This is a genomic window from Marinilabilia sp. (assembly GCF_016278715.1).
In the GTDB taxonomy this organism is placed as follows: domain Bacteria; phylum Bacteroidota; class Bacteroidia; order Bacteroidales; family Marinilabiliaceae; genus Marinilabilia.
This window is the reverse complement of record NZ_JADQBH010000025.1, coordinates 1-19,604: the sequence shown is the minus strand read 5'-3', so window position 1 is coordinate 19,604 and position 19,604 is coordinate 1. Positions and strand designations below refer to the sequence as shown.

At 39.2% G+C, this 19,604-nt stretch carries 17 protein-coding genes, 2 tRNA genes and 2 pseudogenes; 3 read left to right on the top strand and 18 right to left on the bottom strand.

Annotated features, from left to right (window positions below):
* Positions 1-70: 70 nt before the first annotated feature.
* From QZZ43_RS01560 to QZZ43_RS01535, 6 genes are all read right to left on the bottom strand, one after another.
* Positions 71-376 (bottom strand): DUF6660 family protein, encoded by a 306-nt coding sequence (locus tag QZZ43_RS01560; RefSeq protein ID WP_291855471.1) that lies wholly within the window; start codon positions 374-376, stop codon positions 71-73.
* A 70-nt stretch (positions 377-446) separates the two neighbouring features.
* Positions 447-860, bottom strand: a complete 414-nt coding sequence (locus tag QZZ43_RS01555) for a Fur family transcriptional regulator (protein WP_291855468.1) — start codon at positions 858-860, stop codon at positions 447-449.
* Between the two features lie 1,073 nt (positions 861-1,933).
* Positions 1,934-2,236: a trypco2 family protein gene (locus tag QZZ43_RS01550; RefSeq protein ID WP_291855466.1), complete on the bottom strand. Its 303-nt coding sequence runs from the start codon at positions 2,234-2,236 to the stop codon at positions 1,934-1,936.
* Between the two features lie 636 nt (positions 2,237-2,872).
* On the bottom strand, positions 2,873-3,337 hold the full coding sequence (locus QZZ43_RS01545; protein WP_291855463.1) for a hypothetical protein: 465 nt from the start codon (positions 3,335-3,337) through the stop codon (positions 2,873-2,875).
* Positions 3,338-3,376: 39 nt separating this feature from the next.
* Complete coding sequence (locus tag QZZ43_RS01540) at positions 3,377-3,850, bottom strand: VOC family protein (protein WP_291855460.1); 474 nt, start codon at positions 3,848-3,850, stop codon at positions 3,377-3,379.
* A 641-nt stretch (positions 3,851-4,491) separates the two neighbouring features.
* A complete protein-coding gene (locus QZZ43_RS01535; protein WP_291855458.1) occupies positions 4,492-5,004 on the bottom strand; it encodes a hypothetical protein in 513 nt (170 codons plus the stop codon).
* A gap of 119 nt (positions 5,005-5,123) precedes the next feature.
* Between QZZ43_RS01535 and QZZ43_RS01530 the strand changes: the two genes are divergently transcribed.
* Together QZZ43_RS01530 and QZZ43_RS01525 are read left to right on the top strand one after the other, a co-directional pair.
* Positions 5,124-5,663: a Crp/Fnr family transcriptional regulator gene (locus QZZ43_RS01530; protein WP_114436304.1), complete on the top strand. Its 540-nt coding sequence runs from the start codon at positions 5,124-5,126 to the stop codon at positions 5,661-5,663.
* A gap of 226 nt (positions 5,664-5,889) precedes the next feature.
* Positions 5,890-6,369, top strand: coding sequence for a DUF4405 domain-containing protein (locus tag QZZ43_RS01525; protein WP_291855449.1), 480 nt, complete (start codon positions 5,890-5,892; stop codon positions 6,367-6,369).
* A gap of 391 nt (positions 6,370-6,760) precedes the next feature.
* Here QZZ43_RS01525 and QZZ43_RS01520 read toward each other — a convergent pair whose 3' ends face one another.
* The 12 genes and pseudogenes from QZZ43_RS01520 to QZZ43_RS01465 all read right to left on the bottom strand — a co-directional run bounded on the left by QZZ43_RS01520 (position 6,761) and on the right by QZZ43_RS01465 (position 18,505).
* Positions 6,761-7,381: an ATPase gene (locus QZZ43_RS01520; RefSeq protein ID WP_106153665.1), complete on the bottom strand. Its 621-nt coding sequence runs from the start codon at positions 7,379-7,381 to the stop codon at positions 6,761-6,763.
* A gap of 115 nt (positions 7,382-7,496) precedes the next feature.
* A complete protein-coding gene (locus tag QZZ43_RS01515; protein WP_291855444.1) occupies positions 7,497-8,150 on the bottom strand; it encodes a hypothetical protein in 654 nt (217 codons plus the stop codon).
* 60 nt (positions 8,151-8,210) lie between these two features.
* Positions 8,211-8,486, bottom strand: a complete 276-nt coding sequence (locus QZZ43_RS01510; protein ID WP_106153663.1) for a helix-turn-helix domain-containing protein — start codon at positions 8,484-8,486, stop codon at positions 8,211-8,213.
* 182 nt (positions 8,487-8,668) lie between these two features.
* On the bottom strand, positions 8,669-9,502 hold the full coding sequence (locus tag QZZ43_RS01505) for an RteC domain-containing protein (RefSeq protein WP_291855435.1): 834 nt from the start codon (positions 9,500-9,502) through the stop codon (positions 8,669-8,671).
* A 156-nt stretch (positions 9,503-9,658) separates the two neighbouring features.
* On the bottom strand, positions 9,659-10,921 hold the full coding sequence (locus QZZ43_RS01500) for a site-specific integrase (RefSeq protein ID WP_291855432.1): 1,263 nt from the start codon (positions 10,919-10,921) through the stop codon (positions 9,659-9,661).
* A 295-nt stretch (positions 10,922-11,216) separates the two neighbouring features.
* A tRNA-Pro gene (locus QZZ43_RS01495) sits at positions 11,217-11,291 on the bottom strand.
* Between the two features lie 10 nt (positions 11,292-11,301).
* A tRNA-Ser gene (locus QZZ43_RS01490) sits at positions 11,302-11,390 on the bottom strand.
* Between the two features lie 339 nt (positions 11,391-11,729).
* A complete protein-coding gene (locus QZZ43_RS01485) occupies positions 11,730-13,769 on the bottom strand; it encodes a sialate O-acetylesterase (RefSeq protein ID WP_291855429.1) in 2,040 nt (679 codons plus the stop codon).
* 79 nt (positions 13,770-13,848) lie between these two features.
* A pseudogene (floA, locus tag QZZ43_RS01480) lies at positions 13,849-14,867 on the bottom strand (flotillin-like protein FloA).
* A gap of 5 nt (positions 14,868-14,872) precedes the next feature.
* Positions 14,873-15,331 (bottom strand): NfeD family protein, encoded by a 459-nt coding sequence (locus tag QZZ43_RS01475; protein ID WP_291855427.1) that lies wholly within the window; start codon positions 15,329-15,331, stop codon positions 14,873-14,875.
* 9 nt (positions 15,332-15,340) lie between these two features.
* On the bottom strand, positions 15,341-15,616 hold the full coding sequence (locus QZZ43_RS01470) for an ATP-dependent Clp protease adaptor ClpS (RefSeq protein WP_291855424.1): 276 nt from the start codon (positions 15,614-15,616) through the stop codon (positions 15,341-15,343).
* Positions 15,617-15,988: 372 nt separating this feature from the next.
* Complete coding sequence (locus tag QZZ43_RS01465; protein ID WP_291855421.1) at positions 15,989-18,505, bottom strand: tetratricopeptide repeat protein; 2,517 nt, start codon at positions 18,503-18,505, stop codon at positions 15,989-15,991.
* A 420-nt stretch (positions 18,506-18,925) separates the two neighbouring features.
* Here QZZ43_RS01465 and QZZ43_RS01460 point away from each other — a divergent pair.
* A pseudogene (locus QZZ43_RS01460) lies at positions 18,926-19,604 on the top strand (hypothetical protein); the annotation flags it as partial.

Genomic DNA, 19,604 nt, shown 5'->3' with positions numbered 1-19,604 from the left:
GCGTACGCAGCATTATTGCAATACAAGGACGCCTAAGCTAACTGCTCAATATTTAAGAAAGAAAAATGAATTAAATTTTGGGTGGTTGCCAGATAGATGCGACAGGACTTGAAAACGCAGGTTCTTTCAATTTAAAATCTAAAGTAATTTCTACTAAGTTGACAGAGGAAATACTAAAAAACAAAGGGAATGAAAGTGTTTGGCAACAATGACAAAAACAAAACGGAGAACATAAATCAACATCGTTTGATTGATTTGGACTTTGTTCTGATAATTCAAGAGAAACAGAATTTGTATTGGCAGCATGTACATCATTGCATGGTATGGCTGTTAAAACCATTACGTACATTGATAATATTACTGCTAAATATTTCATTTAAAATTCCGGTATTTTTTGAATTACAACGGCAAAGATACCCCAAAGTTCATGCAACCGGGTTGCAAAGTTATCTCTTGCAATTTGAACAAATGCCTTTCACCACCATATTCACGCTTTCGAGTGAAAAGTTATTGGGGAGGTTTATTGTCGGAACAGGAATATCGTTTAAACAAAAAGTTTGATTGCAATTTGTGCAAAGAAAATGAACATGCAGGTCATCGGGCTGGCACTCGCAGAATTCCTGGCACAGGGCATATTTTACAGAGCCCGAACCATCTTCAATAGAATGAATCAGTTTGTTTTCCTGAAATGTTTTTAACGTTCTATATAAAGTTGCTTTGTCGGCTTTTTCAAAAATTTGTTCTAATTCAGGCAAACTGATAGCCGTTTTTTGTTCGGTTAGAACTTGCAAAACCAATTGTCGCATTGCAGTTGGTTTGATGTTTTTTAAGTTGAGTTTGTTGTCTATTTCCTTTTTCATTTTGTCGGTTCATTTCTTAATAGCTCAAAAGTAACAATTCAGCACGAGTGTGTAGGCAAAATTGCAGCTCTTTTACAAGCCTTTGGTTTGGGCGTTGGCTTGTGGGGGCTTGGAAATGTGCTGCAATGTGGGGTGGGGTTTCTTTCCTTTTTTTGCGGGGGGAGAAAAAAAACAAAATAAATTCCATCAAATTTGCACCGACTTGTCAAAGAGCTAAATATTTTAATCTGCTTGTTTTAAACTGCACCTATCAGTCTTGAAGGTTCTCTTTTTTCGCCTTGTTGCTAACTTTATTATAAATGCACCTAGGTGCTGTTATTTGTCTTGTATGTTGATAAAAGTAATACATTGGTTTCTAAGTGGGAAGTATGGAGAATGGTTTTGGAAATGGGAAGTTTGTTCACAAAATATTTGCTTATGAAGAAATAGTGATGGTAAGTAGGGTTTGAAAAAGGTATTTGTGACATGGTGGTTCGTTTGATGTTACTGGTAAAATTAACTTTTTTAGTTTTATTTTCCAAAAGAAGAGAATTAAAGGTAAGAGTTACCAACTATCCAATAACTAAAAAGAATTTGGGGTCCTAAATTTTTTGGATTAAAAAACCCGGTCTTATGACCGGCTCCCATTTTTATTAACCCTAACCAAAATCAAAAGATGACTTTGGTTGGATTTTACAATTTAGTGGCTTTTGGGGTTTTAGGAAAATTTGGGGGAGTTGTTGTTGATTTTTTAATTTGAAAGTTACTTGTGAACCCTAAATTTGAAACAATTGTCTTCAGGTTCGGGGATTTAAGTAGTTAAAATAGATTCTATTCCCATTACTAATTACTAGTTAAGAGCTAACTAGGCATATCAGGGTAGAAGGGTTCTCTGTGTTTCTCAGTATTCTCTGTGGTTAACCCTCTTCAAAAAACGAATCTGTCACCCCTGCCGGGGCTTAATCTTTTTTATCCTAAACATTCCTTCTACCATACTGCCGCTCCGCTGGGGCTAATCCTTCATTGAAAGCATTGTGCTCATCTCATAAACCCCGGTTGTTTGACCAAACAGCAAAGAGCAATGAACTAAGAGCTTAGTCTTTGTGGGGTACTATAGGAAAGACACCGGTTATTGAATTGTCTGAACCTTCATTTTTTTGCTGTACCCCCCCTGTTATAAAAGGTGTTTGATCCTCATTTTCTAATTTTCTGACACTAGTTGTTTTATGTGTGTCATGGCAAGTCTTAAGTTCTAGAAAAATTTTATGAACCTGTTGGTTTGAATAAGTAACATTTTGCCCTATATCAACAATCTTCAAATCTATTTTACCGCCTTTTTGTTTGGTTTTTTCAACGACGAAATTTACCTCAATTTTTAAACTTTCAACCCTAAACAAAGGATGGAGTCTCTTTTTAATCCTTTCATTTTCAGAGTCAATTTATTCCTGACGAACTTTATGAATTAACTCTTTAAGATTTAATGTTTCCATGGTATTATCTTTTTTGTGAAGGTTTTAAAGTGTAGGATTTATTTGAAATATAAATTTCAAATAATTACCAGGTCAAATTTTCTCCTAATGATATTGAGGTGTTGAGAAACTTAAAAGTTGAATGATTGTTAAATAATTAAGTGCAAAATTTTCTAATATGGTTTTGATATTTGGGGTTTCAGTTTTGTGTAGAAAGTTTCTATTAGGTTCTCTTTAAATTGTCAATTTTGTTTAAGAAAGGCCCACCGAAATTCCGATGAGCCTTTTAACCCTAACCCATTTGTAAAATTAAGAAATTGATTTAAAGATGTCAAGGGTGCTAATTTGACGTGCAGACTTACCGGTTAATTTATCTGGCCAATTTCCGAATAGATTTCTTTCAGGCATCATCGGGTTACTATTAAAAACTTTGATGTAAAGATCAGCCAAAGTCCTTCAGTTATTCCAGTGGTTTTCGTTGGTATTGTTCGGTTGTTTTTGGGCAAAAAAATATTTTCAAAATGCCTTGAAAGGCAGGGCAGTTTTATGATGTCTTTGTTGAACTTAGTCTTTAATTTCCAGGTCAATCTGTCTTCCTTCTTTAAAAGCTTTTTTATCCTTTTCTGAACCTACCACCATTCCAACAACCATACCAATTGGTAAGCCAATTGCGAGTAAAGCCATATTTCCAAGGCTTGTTCCAAAAACAACTCCAAGAGGAAGCCCAAATGCAGCCATTCCGACTGTCATCCATGTATTTTGATAGTGGTTTTTAGTTACAAGTTGATGGTTGGTCTCAATTAATTTAAGAATATCGGATTGAGTTTTTTTAATTTGTTTTATCAAGCCTTTATCTGGTGTTGAAACGGAGTTAAATTGATCTATTTCATTATTAATAGACATTACAGTTTCAACTGGGAGTTCTCTTTTCTTCAATTCTGTCAAAAGTTTGTCCAACTGGGCATGAGCCCTCATTTGGTTTTTATTATGGTCAATTTCCGGTCTTTTTTTAAGTTCTTTAATTTTCATTTTTTTAGGGTTTAATTTCATGTATTTTGAGTTTTATACTTATTGGCATATTTCCCTTACCATTTCAATTGGAACAGATGTTCGTTCTGATACTTCTTTATCTGTCATTCCTTGGGTTTTAAATCGTTTTACAAAACATGGGATTGTCTCTCCAATCTCGATTAAATTATTCTCCGGGTCATAAAATCTCATAGTTTTTTGTCCCCAACGCTCCTCTTTTGTTTCATGCAAATATTTTAAGTCTTGATTCTTTAATTTTGCAACAACACTTTCATAATCGTCTGTCTCAAAACAGAGTTCAAGATTTTTATTTCCTTCCGGATTATATGTTTTTCCAAGTTTCTTTGCAATCAGGTAATCTTCAGTTAGTTTCCAGAGTGATATTCCATTCTTAAAAATTATGCAATTACCTAAATCAATTTCAATTTCTTGTTGCAAAATCTCCTGATAAAATGCTTTCATCTTATCAAATTCATTTGTTAAGATTACGGGTGAGTGAAATTTTATTTCCATGGTATTTGAGGTTTGTATTTTTTATGGCCGGAAGCTAAATCATAAAAGTCTAAGGAATTGTTATTCATCTTGTGTTTTGAAAGAGGTACACAAATGAGTTATTAATGGGAAGTATGATATTGTTGCTTTGGAAATGCAAAATGGGAGGTTTTCCAGAAATACTGTTTTTTTGGAAGAATGCTGGAGAAGAGCCGGGTTTGAATCAGGTGATTGTAACATGTTGGTTGGTTTGAGGTTACCTGTAAAATTAAATTTTTTTGTTTTGAAAACCAAGTACTGGATTTTTGAGACTTCTTTTTTTAAAGGATTCTTGTCCGTATGGGAGATATTAATTTTGGCAAGTTGCTTTGGTCATAAAGTTTTGGAGATACCTTGATGTTGGCGAAGGGGGCAATGTGCGATAAGTAAAATGCACGTCTCGGGAGTCGATGTAGAGGGAAATTGGCGGATTGGAATCTGCCGGACTCAGGGAGGATTCTGATTGTGGAATAAGGGAAATTGTGCGATTGGGAAATCGCACCACCTGGGAAATCGCACGTCCTAAGAGAAGACACCCGGGGGGAATAAGCTAATAGTATCAAGGGCCATGAAGATAGAATTTACTATCCCTAACCGGGTGTCTGTAGGATGGAAAGAAAAAATTATGCTGTGTCTTTTTTGATAATTGGCGGGGTGGGGTGAGTATTATCGTATGCCGGGGAGAGGGGGTTGGTTGATCTGTGAGATGTGATGGCCGAACTATTGGATGAGCCGGCGGGGTCTGCCATTATATGATTTAACCGATTTTTTTTTTTATGTTGATGCAGAAAAGTATCGTAAAATCTGCATTGCTCAAAATAGGTTAATTTGATGTTGGTAGGGGTGAAGAGGTATTTCTTAAGGGTAAAACTCCATCTGCAGTTTCCACCCAAAGTCCGGATTCCCTTTATTTTGTAATAGTAGTCGAGAAGTTCGTCCGTATTAAACCGGTGGTTGGTGATTTGGTGGAATTTATTTATTACCTCCTGTTTCTGCGATGAGCCATCCGGGAAAAGGATAACATCGAGCAACATGGTTGCTTTTCTTCTTACCAATGCAGGGAACACCCTGCGAAGGATGAAGAAAGCCAGTGTGGCGGCAAAAGCTAAAAGAATGATAATTGTCAAAAAGTGCATTAATTGGACTGTTTATAGTATTTACGTCGAAGGTTTGGGAAGGTTTCAAAATTATAGGGGTGTTGAACAAAGGATAAATCACCTATATTGAGCCTGCAGTCCTAAAATGCAATTACAGAATGAAACAGAAAAATGTAAAATCGACCAGTTGGGAGATATTCAGTCCCTATTTCAAACAAATTGAGGTTCCTGCTAAAACTCTGCTCTTGCAGGAAGGAAAAGTATCCAGAAAAATGTACTTTATTGAAAAAGGTTGTTTGCGTACCTGGATAAACAATGACGGTAAAGAAATAACAACTCAATTTTTCTTTGAAAGTCAGATTGTTTCTTCTATTGAAAGTTTCAGGACAAATCAACCGAGTTTATACAGTATCCAGAGCCTGGAACCTTGTATTTTGCAGACGATCTCACAAAAAGAATTTCAAGATGCTATTGAAAACGTACCAGAATTAAGAAAGGAGCTGGAAGAACACTTGTTTCAGCGGCTTCTTCAGGGACAAAAGCTTTTTTTGTCCTACCTTAAAAATACGCCACAACAACGCTATGAAGAATTAATTGAGAACTATCCGCATATTGTCAAGCGTGTTCCACAACATTATATAGCTTCCTATTTAGGTATTACTTCTGTGTCGTTGAGCCGAATACGAAATCGGCAGTAAGCGTTTATTTATTAACAATTGTTATCGTCCCGAGACTGAATGATTTCTCAATTTTGTACTGTACTTAAACAGTAGAAATGAGAACAGTGATTGTATTCAATCATCCTAACGAAGGCAGTTATTGTAATTCCATATTGCAATCTGTTACTAATGGGCTTCATAATGTAAATCATGAAGTTGACTTGAGAACAGGTTCTCAAAACTCAACTAAAAAAATCCTTGTTTTATGAATCTGAATCGAAGTTACGTTACCCCTTTCATCACCTTAGTTTTCCTGGTTGTTGGAATTACCGGTTTGCTTATGTTTTTCCATTTATTTGACGGTTATACAGAAGTCGTACATGAGTTCCTTGGCCTTTTCTTTGTTATTTTTGCCGTTTTCCATGTCATAATCAATTGGAAGGCCTTGAAAATCCATTTCAAAAAGGGTGTTTTCTTCCCTGCTGCATTGGCCGTAGCAGTAATGTCCATATTGTTTATCGTTCAGCAACATTACAATCCGAAAGTTGATACCATCGTTTTAGAAAGAATAATAAAAGCACCGATTGATGATGTTTTTAGAGCTCTGCAGGTTGATTCTGTTGAAGCCCTAAAAAGGTTTGAAGCAAACGGAATATCAATTGACGGAGCAGCGACGATGGAGGAAATCTGGACTAACAATGATGCAACCCCAGAAGAAGTATTTGATTTGATCACGGATTATTAATTGAAGAAATGAGCAAAATGACCGTATTATATTTCAAGGGCATTGTGCAGGAAACTGCGGATACAATAATGATGGCTATTGTTGAATAAGAATTTTACCCCATGCGTGGGAATTAGATTTTTCCCAATTCTACTGGAATCTCATAGAATTTGTTGGAATCAGTTGGAGGTTTTCGGGAAACTCCGTAATCGTTGTATTTTTTCAATTGTGAGGCAAAAGATCGGCCGTTCGCTTATTTGTTCTTTTTGATATTGCCCCAAAAAGGATCAAATCCCAATTATGGTTTTTGTGAGTTTAGGTTTAACGATGGTTTGAGTGCTAAAGATGGTTATTTTTAATCACTCAGATATACCCATAAACAAATTATCCGAAAACCAGATTTGATGTTCTTTTATTTTCTTTTGTCGGGAGTTTCGGCGGGGAATGCGATGAGGTTGCACATTTCCCGGAGGCGCGAACGAACTCTTGGGCCATATATTTCTTCAATTTCGTCAGCAGAGAGGTTGGTAGTGAAGTGTGTTAACCTGTGGTGCCTGGTGAAATTTTCATAACGGGAGAGAATGACTTCTGCCATTACGTTACATTCCTTTCCGTAATGGGTGAGAATCTGTTCGGTTCCGAGGTCGTCAAAGCAAAATGTTTTGATGATTTTGGGTTTTGCACCTGCCAGGTAGGTGATACCAGAGTATCGACGAAGGATTTCAAACCCATCTTTTTCAAATTCAAAAGCAATGTCGCGACATGGTTTCATGAAATGGGGTGCTTGTTCGCGTGAAAAATGTCGCATTAGGTTCATCAGTGAAGTTTTTCCGCTACCAACCGGGCCGGAGAGGAGAATTCCTTTTTGGAGATTTATGCCTTTGAGGTCAGCTGTGGCTTTGTCTCGAAGAAACCACGCCAGTAGTTTACCTATCACCTGGGTGTCGTTAGGGTATAGGAGGAAGAAATTACCATACGTTTCTCTTCCTTTTTGTTGGAGATATGCGAATGCTTTTTGGTAGTAGGGGGACATGAGGTTAATGGTTAATGGGGGGTGGGCATGGGGCATGGAGTAGGGAGCAAGGCGCAAAGAGCCTGGAGCATGGGGGTTGAGTGTTGGTAGAGGTATTGTTGTTCATGGTGTGAGATTAGAGAGGTGTGTTGTAATTTTTGTTTTGATTCAAATTAGTGCTACTAGGTTTTGAAGACCGCTTTTTTTTCTTTGTGTTTTTAATTCGTTTATTGAATCTTTCGCGGTTAAGGATCCAATTTCGAGCAGCGGCCTTCCAATCTTTCATTTCTGATTTACCCCCCACAAGCCAGCCATTACTTTCATAATAATTAAAAAATTTGTTCGCTTCGATTGAGGGCATCCCCTTTTCCTCAAAGTAAATTTGAACATGCTGTAGCATAGGAGGAATGTCTGGCCCAAAACCGGATAAATAAGAATTACTCATTTCTAAAAAATTCTGATTTTCATTTTTCTTGCCACTTTGGGAAGAGGATGTTTTATAACTGTTTTTATAAGGTCGCACGTCTTGTTCTTCAGTTTTATCAAAAGTGAACATGTAAATTAAGCTGCCTCGATGCTTGCTTCTGGATGGATTATATTTAATGAAGCCCAGATGGTCTAATTCCCTTAACGAACGTATGTAAGTATTAGTAGAACCAATCTTAGAAAGCCTCATTATTTCACACCTGGCAATAGAAATAGGATTATTAAAAAAGTTCTCATTCCATCTCCTAAATAATGCCATATATAAACTAATGAGATAAGGAGTTACACGATCTTCATTATCCATCTTTTCAAACACAGCAGAAAGGTGCCGTATATAGTTCATTTATTGAACCTTAATAATAAGTTAAAGTGAAGTTGTTTTATTTCTCTCAAGTAAACTCTGAATATCTGAGTAATCATAATATAAGACACCTCCTATCTTTGTGTATGGCAAAGTGCCGTTTATTCTGAGGTTCTGCAAAGTACCAGGAGAAATGTTAAGGATTTTTCGAACCTCATAGGATTTTAGCCATTTTTTTGTTGGTTGCCCTGAAGTTTCCTTGATAATCCGTTGGATGTCATTAATGAGTTCTTGCTTAAAAACTTGCAAATCATCTAAAGTGATAATTTCAGAAGCCATAATTCTAAATTTTAGGGGTTAGTGTTTCAAAATTAGAATGTTGCAATCGGAAACAAACACCAGTTCACCCCAAGTTGGGTAAAAATAAAATTTCACCGAGAATGAATTATTTTGATATACAAAAAGGGGAATGTTAGAAATTTCCAGTGAAGTCCCAACTTGGGTGTATTGCGATTTGCGATTTACAGTAAATCTTGTTCCTCTATTTTGTTTTGAAGTTTTTCTTGCAATTGAGTGAGTAATTTTGTTGGATTTTGCCGGTTCTTTATTTCCAAAAAGTTTCTATAAAAATCCCCAAGTTCGATTGAAAAAATTTCTGAGAAACAGGTTGCAATCTCCTTTATTTCAGCACTACCGTAATTAAAACATCCTTTTGAATGAAGAGCATATATAAGTTCTATTAGGTCTGTTTTAGAATCCGTCCATTTTAAATTGAACTTTTCGGTTCCTGTTTGAAAATCCTGGTCGTTCTTAAGCCTTGAGGTTTTGGAGTTTATATAATCCAGAAGTAAATCATATCCCAAAAGATAGCTGGCCTTAATACTATGAGGGGTAGAAATCAAAGGTGCAAAGGAATAATAATCAAAGGATTCAAAATAATTAATCCAGACATTCTCATTTCTTATAAAATAAATGGCATCGAAGTGGGTATGTTTTAAGCGCATGTATGAACAAAAATCTTTGTTGTTTCTAAAGAATTTTGAAATTTTTTCATGTTCTTTCTTCAGAATCTTTTTTTGTCTTTTCTTGCCACCTACCTTATGTTTAGACTCAATTTTCAGCACTTTGTTAAAGTAAATCAATCTATGAAATATTTCCGGATTGATTTCTTTAAAAAAATAAATCTCCTCATTTTGAGATTTGAAAGAATCATTGTTTAGGATGCTTTTTATCTTTTCAATATAATAGAGAATCAAACCTACAGATTTGATTGCCTGGCTTAATTTATTTGTACTACTAATTAATTGCAGTTTAGATAAAAGTTCATCCTTAACTTCAACAAGTTGGGTTAGCATGGTTGTTTAATAAAGCGGGTTAAAAATGCCTTTGTAAGTCCCAAGTAACCATTTTGTTGAAAATAAAAAATAAACCCGCTAAAAAGCAGGTTTATTTTTTATTTTACCTCCAAAATATAATAATTATTTCACAATTTTCTATACCTCCATATTCTTTTATCCCTTGGAAGCCATTAGAGATATTGAGTGTTTTTGATTTAAAGTATCTCTTAATTTATGCATATCTAAGCAAATTTTTTCTTCTACTATTTTAGCATATATCTGAGTAGTTTTGATGCTTGTATGGCCGAGTAATTTTGAAACTGTTTCAATGGGGACTCCGTTGGTCAGCGTTACCGTGGTTGCAAAGGTGTGCCTGGCAATGTGAAATGTGAGGGGCTTCCTGATATTACATAAATCTGCCAATTCCTTTAGGTAACTGTTTAATTTTTGATTTGATATCCTGGGAAAGACTCTTTGGGAATTAAGGGATCGTGGATTGTTTTCATACTTCTTTAAAATGCTTAAAGCTTTGGGCAAAAGAGGAATTCTCACGGGTTGGCTTGTTTTTGCCCGATATGTGGTAATCCATAATTCACCGTCTATACCAATATTAATGTTTTCGGGCTTTAATTCTATAACATCAATATACGCCAGTCCTGAATAGCAGCTGAAAACAAAAAGGTCGCGTACGTAGTCTAACCGGTCAATTGACAGCTGTTTTGATTCAATTGCCTGAAGTTCCCCGGAGGAAAGAAACTCCCTGGACTTTTTTTGAAATCTTAATCTGTACCTTGCGAACGGGTCTTTACTGATCCATTCCATTTTTACTGCCATGTTGACCATCTTCCTTAATCTCTCCAGATGCTTCATGACTCCGTTATTGGAGAGTCGTTTTTGATGGTCAACAGGGATGTAGGTTCTTAGGTAGTGCTCAAAGTCTGTGATAAACTGATAGTCCAAATCACTGAGTCCAATATCTATGCTCCCGGATCTATTTTTTAGAAACTTTTCCAGATATCTTTGAGTCGTGTAATAATTTTTAAGTGTTCCCTGGGCCAGGATGTCTTTTAATGTTTCGTTGTGATAAGTAATAAGCTTCTGAAGAGTGTGTTCTTGAGGTTTATTGCCTAAATAGAGGTTTTTGATTGCTTCGGCTGTAATGGTCTTGTCACTCATAAGTAACTCACGATAGCACCCGTTTATTTTTGCCCTGACATTGGATAGGTATTGGTTAAACTCTTTTATTTCCGTCCTGGAGCCTTTTGCTTTTTCTTTTGCCGGAATCCAATCTTCGGAAGCGATGGTGGTTTTAAGGGAGATTTCTAAACGTCTTCCATTGACTGAAATGCGGGCGTAAACCGGCAAGCGGTTGTTGTCTTTCTTCTTTCTGCTTGGCCTTACAATGAACTGTACGCCAAAGGTGTTTGATGTTTTCATAACCATTCAATTTTTTGATGTTTGAAATGAATTGACCTGGTTCTGGTAATGACTCACCGTTTTGTTCACCAAAAACACCTGATTCGATTCAAGACAAATGAGATTGAAAACGCTGAAAAGCCTTTGTTCATAAGATCTGCAGCTATCTGGTGAGTCAAAAATAAAAAAATAATTGACTCACCGTTTTGTTCTCATTTTTATTGAAATAAACTAAATTGAATTGATTTATAAAAAACAAAAAAGCCTGAAAATCATACGATTTACAGGCTTTTGATTTCAGATGGTTTCTGAAAAGTCGGGGTAGCAGGATTCGAACCTGCGACCCCCTGCTCCCAAAGCAGGTACACTAACCGGACTGTGCTATACCCCGAAATTTTGAGCGGAGAGGGGGGGATTCGAACCCCCGGTACAGAATTACCCGTACGCCGGTTTAGCAAACCGGTGGTTTCAGCCACTCACCCACCTCTCCAATATGTTCTTCAGACCTTTGTCTGTAGAGCGTGTCGCTTGTCCTAAACGCGGTTGCAAATGTATTAATTCGATTCTTAACTCACAAATTTTTTTGCTGTGAAACTCAAAAAAAACTCCGTCGAAAATGGAGTGTGTTGATTCTTATTCGATTAAAATATTAAATATGTTGAATTATTTTTCATGAATCGAAATTTGCTGCTCACAAAAGAGTTCTTCTTTAGTTTTACATCGCCAGTCTGCGGTGCTATCTATTTAAAAACTACAGATTTCCAGGTTAAAACAAAAAGACCGCTTAGAAGAATATTTTCTGAGCGGTCTTTCATAAATCAATACGGTGCTAATTGTTTATCGTTTCTTCTGAAGTAAACGACGGTGCCGGTAGCCCCGCGCCATTAAATAAAGAGGCCTCAGAGCCGTTTTTATAGGCATATCTGACATTTTCAGGATTAGCCACCTTTGGAGAGGATACTATCACCTGGCCATTCTTTACAACCGCTTTTGCAGGAAAGAATTTTCCATCTTCGCCCGCAACTTCAAACTGGTTGGGAACATCAGTATTGATTTCCAAACCATCGAAAGCATTTCTGAATGAGATGGCAATTTCTTTTCCTTCCGATTTGAAATCTTCAGGGATGGGCCCACTGAATGCAACCTCTTTGTCATAGGTTTTAGATAAAGCCCAAAGTGCAAGGCGTTCTCCAACATCTGTTTTGTTGGTTGGATGGATGTTGTCAACATTTCCAATATCCAGCGTTACCGCCATCCCGGTATTGGAGATTTCCAGCGATCGTCGTTGTGCTTCACGCAAATTGGCCGATGAGATGCCTTCAACATCATTGTAATTCCATGGTGCCAGTTGTACGTAATAAAATGGCATTTCAGGATTGTTAAATACCTGACGCCAGTTACTAACCAGGCTGGAGGTGAGTTTTATATATTGGGGAGCTCGTCCCACGTTGGTTTCTCCCTGATACCAGATGGCTCCCTGCAATGAGTAGGGGGTAAGAGGAGCTATCATCGCATTATAGAGTACTGTGGGAGTGTGTGAACTTAATACAATGGAGAGTTCCGGGCGCGAATCGTAGGTGTCGGATGAAGGGTCAAATAAATAGAGTTTGCTACCTGAAATTTGACCCACTACCTTGTATTCCCATTCTCCACTCAGGGCAATGGCATCCGACTCATCACCTTTGGGGTGAATTTTCATCTGTTCAGGGGTTCCGTAAATTCCTCCGCCTCCCTGATGGTCAATTACTTTCACCGCAATGGTTGCCTCTCCTGATTGAACCAGTTCGGAAGGAATAGTGTAATATCTCACTTCCTGCCAAAAACCTTCCACTTCGGTTCCTCCGATTTTTTCCCCGTTGAGGTACGTAACATCCATATCATCAATGGGCCCGAGAGAAATGATAACCTCTTTTCCTTCCCAATTTTCCGGGATCTCAATATTTTTCCTGAACCAAACAATACCATCCATTTCTCCAATCTCTGTTTGTTCAATGGTTGTCGGGAGTGTTGCCGTTTTCCAATTATCGGTATTGGTTTCAGGATTGCTGCAATAATCGTCGAAAGCATCCAGATTTTTGAAAGGTTCTTTGTTTTCGGCAGAGGGGAGGATGTTCACAGATTCATTGGCTGTCAGCCATTTGTCGTAGGCTTCTGTCTGAGGAGCAACCTCTTCCAGATCTTTGACAACGTTTTCGAAATCTTTATTTTCGGATAGTTCCTCTTTGCTTATCCATGCCTCTATTGGGGTTCCTCCCCAACTGCTGTGAATAATTCCTACGGGAACACCCAGATCAGCATTTAGTTTGCGGGCAAAAAAGTAGGCTGTCGCACTGAAATTTCCGGAATTATCAGCATTTGCAGGGGCCCACGAACCAGAAACGTCTTCAAGCGGTTGGGATGACATATTTCTGGCAACAGTAAACATCCGAATATCCGGGTTGTTTGAGTTGGCAATGGTTTGTGCCGAATTCATAATGGTGTCATTGGGGGGCCACCCTTTCAGTGGCATTTCCATGTTCGACTGTCCCGAAGCCAGCCAGACTTCACCCAACATTACATTTTTAAGGGTGATGGTAGTATCTGCCAAATTGAAGGACAGTTCGTACGGGCCACCGGCTTCAATGGTGGTCAATTCAACCTGCCATGTGCTGTCTTCGCCGGCGGTGGCTGTGGCTGATTGGTCCCAGCTACCTGAAACAGTGATTTCAGCTCCCGGGGAAGCTTTTCCCCATACTACGGCATTGGTATTTTGTTGCAATACCATATCATCAGCAAAGATGGCAGGTAAAGAGAGTTTTGTTTCTTTCTGACATCCCATCAACACTGAGATGGTGACGAGGAGGATTGCAATTTTGAATGTTGTTCTCATTTTGTTGCCTTTAGTTTATTACTGCTGAAAAAGGCCGACCATGAGTTGGGCCGGCCTTTAAATGATGATTTACAGTTTATTATTTATCGTTTTTCCCTTTGTCGTTGGAATTGTCGTTTTTAGAGCGACCTGACGACTGCTGGGGTTTAGAAATTGAGTCACGCATTTGCGTATCAGCATCTATGTTTTTGTACTTCATGTAATCCATAATTCCGATATTTCCGGATCTGAAGGCTTCGGCGATGGCTTTTGGAACCTCGGCTTCTGCTTCGATTACATGTGCACGGGCCTCCTGAGCTTTGGCTTTCATTTCCTGCTCTTCGGCAACTGCCATGGCGCGGCGCTCTTCGGCTTTTGCCTGGGCAATGTTTTTATCCGCTTCCGCCTGGTCAGTCTGAAGTTCAGCACCAATGTTTTTACCTATGTCGATATCAGCAATATCAATGGAAAGAATTTCGAATGCTGTACCGGCATCCAGTCCTTTGCTCAAAACAACTTTTGAGATAGAATCGGGGTTCTCAAGTACCGCCTTGTGCGAACTGGATGAACCAATTGATGAAACGATACCTTCACCTACACGGGCCAGTACTGTTTCTTCTCCGGCACCACCTACCAACTGTTTGATGTTGGCACGGACGGTAACTCTGGCTTTGGTGATAAGCTGAATACCATCTTTGGCAACAGCAGCCACAGGTGGGGTGTCAATTACTTTAGGATTTACTGACATTTGCACGGCTTCAAAAACATCGCGACCGGCAAGGTCAATGGCGGTTCCCATTTGAAAAGTCAGGTCGATGTTGGCTTTTGATGCCGAAACCAACGCATGAACCACGTTTTCAATGTTACCACCTGCCAAAAAGTGGGCTTCCAGTTCATCGCGTTTGATGGTTTGCAGCCCGGCTTTATGAGCCTCAATCATTGCCCTACAATAATGGATGGCGGCACTTTCCTGATGCGCATGAGCACCAACTGAAGAAGTGAGATGCGAACACCGGTTACAAGAGCCGAGAACCACAATATTACGGGTACATAATACAGAATCACGAAAAAGAGAACAATGATGACTGCAACGAGCCCGAGTGTTCCGAAAACTTCCATAGTAATTATTTTACTGGTTTAACAATAATATATGTTTTAAAAACTTCTGTTACTTCAACTTCTACTTTGGGATCGAGGAATTGTCCCGGACAACGGGCTTCCACATCCTGGCCGTTAATCCTGGCTTTGCCCATAGGATTCAATCGTGTAATGGTTTTGCCTGTGTCGCCAATATTTATGGAGTTTTCCTGCACTGTGTCCACATTACTGTTGATGCTTGAACTTAGCATCAGTTTTTGCCAGGTTTTTGTCCTGAGTGCATAAAAAAGGATGATTAGTGTGGAGAAAATGGTGATAGCCAGTGTGATATGTCCGGTTGAAGTATCTATGCCGTAGGCCATGAAAATACCACCGACTATCATTGCCAGACCGCCAATCCCGGCGATGGTAATTCCCGGAACCACAAAGAATTCTAAAATAAGTAATAACAGTCCGGTAATAATCAGTAAAACAATAATTGTCATTGTGTAGGGTTAATCAATAGTGACTTTTAAGGACTTTCCTGTTAAGTGTTTTTGTAAATCGGTTAATTCCTGAAATGCTCCTCTTTTTATTTCACAGTATCCGCGGTAGTGGGTGAGGGTGGCACATTGTTCGGCCTGCAACGTGTCGTGGTTGCAATATTCAATCAAAGCATCAATGACGTCATCAAAAGAATTGAAGTCATCGTTGTGTAATACCAGCAGGTGATTGCCAATACTTTCTTTGCTGGAACCCGAATTTTCTTTCCGCTTATCGTAAGGTGCCATAGTTCAAAAATTTGACGTAAAATAGGAAAATAATTCTATCTAAACAAGTGTTTGCATTTATTCTGAGGTCAATAGTGTCCTAAACATTTCCCAAAAAGGGATTTCATCCCTTAAACCCTGACCTACTTTCTTGTCTTGATACAAGAAAGTAGGCAAAGAAGATCAAGACTGAGCCAGCTTTCGCCCTAAAAACGACGGTTCTTTCATCGTAATCGTCAAAACTCATCTCGCTTTCTACGCGCACGAGATTCAGACAGAGACGATTTTACGATAAAACAACCTTGTTTTTAGGCTTACCTGCCAAGGTCGGTCCCCAACAAGACCGTCCGAACGTTCAAAATATTTATTTAGGACAGAATTGTTCTGAGGTTATTATTCTCCACTCATACTTTTTGCTTCCTCCAGCGAAATCTTCTGTTCGTCTACGAATGCAACGATAAATGCTCCGGGGAATCCATTGTTTCGAACTCTACTGATGCTTTGTACGGCTTCACTGTATTTGTTCCAATTTCCGGTGTAATACCGGGTCAGGTCTTTCCCGGGAACGGGTTGTGATGTTATCTCCGGTATTTGTGCCAACGCATCGGAATCAGGGGTGTTTCGGAAAACCCCTATTTGAATTTTGTAAACCGGGTTCTGAATAGCTGCACTTTTTGTTTTTTGTTCAAAAGCGGTTTGTACGATATCCTTACTGTTGCTGCTTTGGGCTGCATTTTCTTCTATTTGGGCTGGGGTTTCCTGCGTTTTTATTGAAGATGTGTTTCTATTGGTATTAGACGGTGTTGATGCGATGGTTGCATTGTCTGCCGGGTTGTGACTGAGTAAACTGGTCTCAATCATTTCAATAGCTTGTCTTTTTAATCCGCCCAGATCTTCGTATTGTCCTGGATTCCACACAGCCATTTTGTCAATCCCGTTGTTGGCTTGTTCAAATCGACTCTGTGCTTCCCCAAGAAGATTGTCCCATTTGCCGGTTCCTGAGTTTTCAGCCATTCGTTTTAGAACCGGTTTGTAGATGTTAAATTTTTTGTCCAATGCTTCATGGTACATCGATAAAGCCTGTTGCTTCATATATCTGGCCTGTTTCGAAAGCGATTCGGTATTTTCCGCCTGGGCATTCGCATTCTTCGATAAAGAGTCCAGATTTCTGACTTTTTCCAGAAGGCTCTGTTGTTCTTCTTCTTCGTTGAAAGTCACTGAACTCTCCAGTAACTTTGAAGCTTCCAGTTGCATGATGTTTGCCCATGTGTACATGCTGTCGGTTTGCTGAAGCACCTGTATTTGTGCCGGCGAAAAGTATTTATCATACATTGGATTCAGGCGTTTTTGCCTTGACTGGAATTCATCGTCGGAATAAAACGAAAAATCACCTGATTTCAGTGGTCTTGAAATAGCTCCGGAATTAGGAGTTTTGCCCGGGGTGGTTTTCTTTACCCCGTCATACGCTCCGCGGTTCTTTAGTTCCGAAATCTTGTCCATTTCCAGTTGCCGGGCTCTTATGTAATGTCTTTTTACCTGATCGTCGTGACCGTAAACTGTTTTTTCCAGTTCCAGAATTTCATCCATGAGTCGGCTCAACTCCTCCTGATTGTAGCTTTTGGAATATTGCTCTCTTTTGTTGCGCATGACCTGTTCCAGACTGTCCTTTTGCATATCCACGCTTTGGCCTCTTTTAAATTCAGCGCGTGCAACATCACTCAGGAATTGGTCGAAGTTGGTATAAACCAGTGTGTCGTTGATATAAAACTGAAACTGTTGAATGTTTCCGCCCCGGGAGACAGATTTCTTTTCTTTCTCTTTTTGAATCCGATCTTCCCAGAAGTTGCCTTCACTCAATGGAAGCGCAGCAATTTCTTTAATCTGATTAATGTCTTCTGTCAGGTTCTTGAAAACTCCGTTATCCCATACAATTTTTACCACAACCACCTGCCCGGGAGCAACCCCTCTGTTGGTAGTAAACCAGGCTCTTTCGCCAAATGGATCGGCAGCAAACAGAAAATCATCGTCGGGTGAGTTAAATGGTGGTCCCAGATTCTCAGGAGTAGAGAAGGTGTCACTCACCGGGTCAAAAATTGATCGGTAAATGTCTAATCCGCCCATTCCCCCGGGCCGGTCAGAAGCGAAGAAAAAAGTGGTGCCATCAACCATCAGAAATGGGTGACGATCGTCAAAATCTGAATTGATGGGTTCGCCCAGGTTTTTGCTGCCGCTCCAGCGTTCCAGCAACTGCTCCATAAAGTAGATGTCGTGAAGAGTAGTGTCCGGCTCTTCCAGAACAAAGTAAACATCATCGCCTTTCTCGGTGCGGTACATGATTTTCTCCGGCGGAACCCCTGTTTTAAAGAAGCTTTTGTTTTTTGCAAGTGTCCCTGCATCCGTTGGGATTTTGTACATCGACAAAAGCTGCTGGTTTGGAACGGTATCTTTGTTGACTATCTGAATGCTGAAATGTTTGGTGATAAGTGAAGTGGCACTCTGGCAGTCCTGAACGTACCTGAGAGCTTTTGCGCGTCGGGGATCACCGTTTGTGGCATACTTCAGGAAGTTGTTGAATTCCTTCTCCGCCAGTTCAAATTCGTAAGCTTTCTGATAAGCTTTTCCAAGATAAAAATGAACATCTCTGTTGACCCGTCTGGAGAGTGCATATTTTAATCTTCGGATGGCCTCGCTGTTGTTCTGACGCTGTTCTACCAGGCAAACTCCCAGATAATAATTGTATTTGGCTTCCCGATCGTAGCGCTCAATGAGTTGTTCGTACATGGGAAGTGCTTCGGCATAGTTACCCTGTGTGAACAGTTCCAGTGCCCGATCTGGAGATGCGTTGGGTTCTTGTGCTGGTACATTGAGGGAGAGTATGCTGAGAAAAAATATGGTAAAAAACTGCTTCATGCCTTTTTGTTTTTTTTGTTATGGTTCTTTTGCGAAATGGTGTTTGTTTATTTGAATGTTGGTCGTATGTTGTTTGTTAACAGCTTGATCGCATTGCTATTTTATTAACAATTTAATTTTCTTTGTTACTGAAATTCCCAACTATTTTATAAACTATCAACAATTCACTATTATATATTCCGGCATCAAATTTAATCATTCGATGCGAAATCCCTAAAAGGTTTTTTGAGGTTCATCAAAAATTTACGGTTGGCGGTTGGTCGATTATTTAATAATTGGTAATATTGTTCAATTTTGTTAAAAAACACAACCCTTCCCGGTTTGATCTTTAACAAAACCGAGTCAGCTAAAAAAATATAGAACTTGGTTACTTGTTTGTTCATAAGGAGGGGTAAATTATAATTTGTAATAGCCCCAATTATGAAGCATTTTTACCTCATTTTCTCGTTGATTCTGGCCATTTCTTTCTCCGAATTAAAAGCCGATATCCTTTATGTAAAGCCGGGTACTGCGAGTACCGCCTGGCAAAATCAGACCAATGTTTATTCCGATTTACAAACTGCCCTGGCTGCTGCTGTGCCCGGTGATGAAGTTTGGGTTGCTGCCGGTATTTATAAACCTACTACTGCCGGGAATCGGGATATCAGTTTCGAACTGAAAGACGGGGTTCATTATTATGGTGGTTTTGCCGGTGATGAGACCGATTTGGCACAGCGCGACTGGCGCCTGAATGAAACCATACTGAGTGGTGATATCGGGGTTGAGGGAGATAATGCGGATAATAGTTATCGTATTGTTGCCTTACGTGAGGCGGCCGATGTGAATCCGAATTACCGAACAATGGTCGATGGTTTTATTATTGAGGATGGAAAAGGATCTTCGGGGACAGGGTTTTTTATATATGATGGCGATCCAATTGTGAAGAACTGTTGGTTTAGAAGGAATCAGGGGTCTTCGAATGGGGGTGGGGTTTATTCCGTGTTGAATGCCCGACCGTTGTTTGGGAATGTAATTTTTTCATTTAATTCCGGTCGTTATGGTGGAGCTGTGTATGCTGAGCGACAAGCTCTTTTTTATAATTGTACATGGTATAAAAATT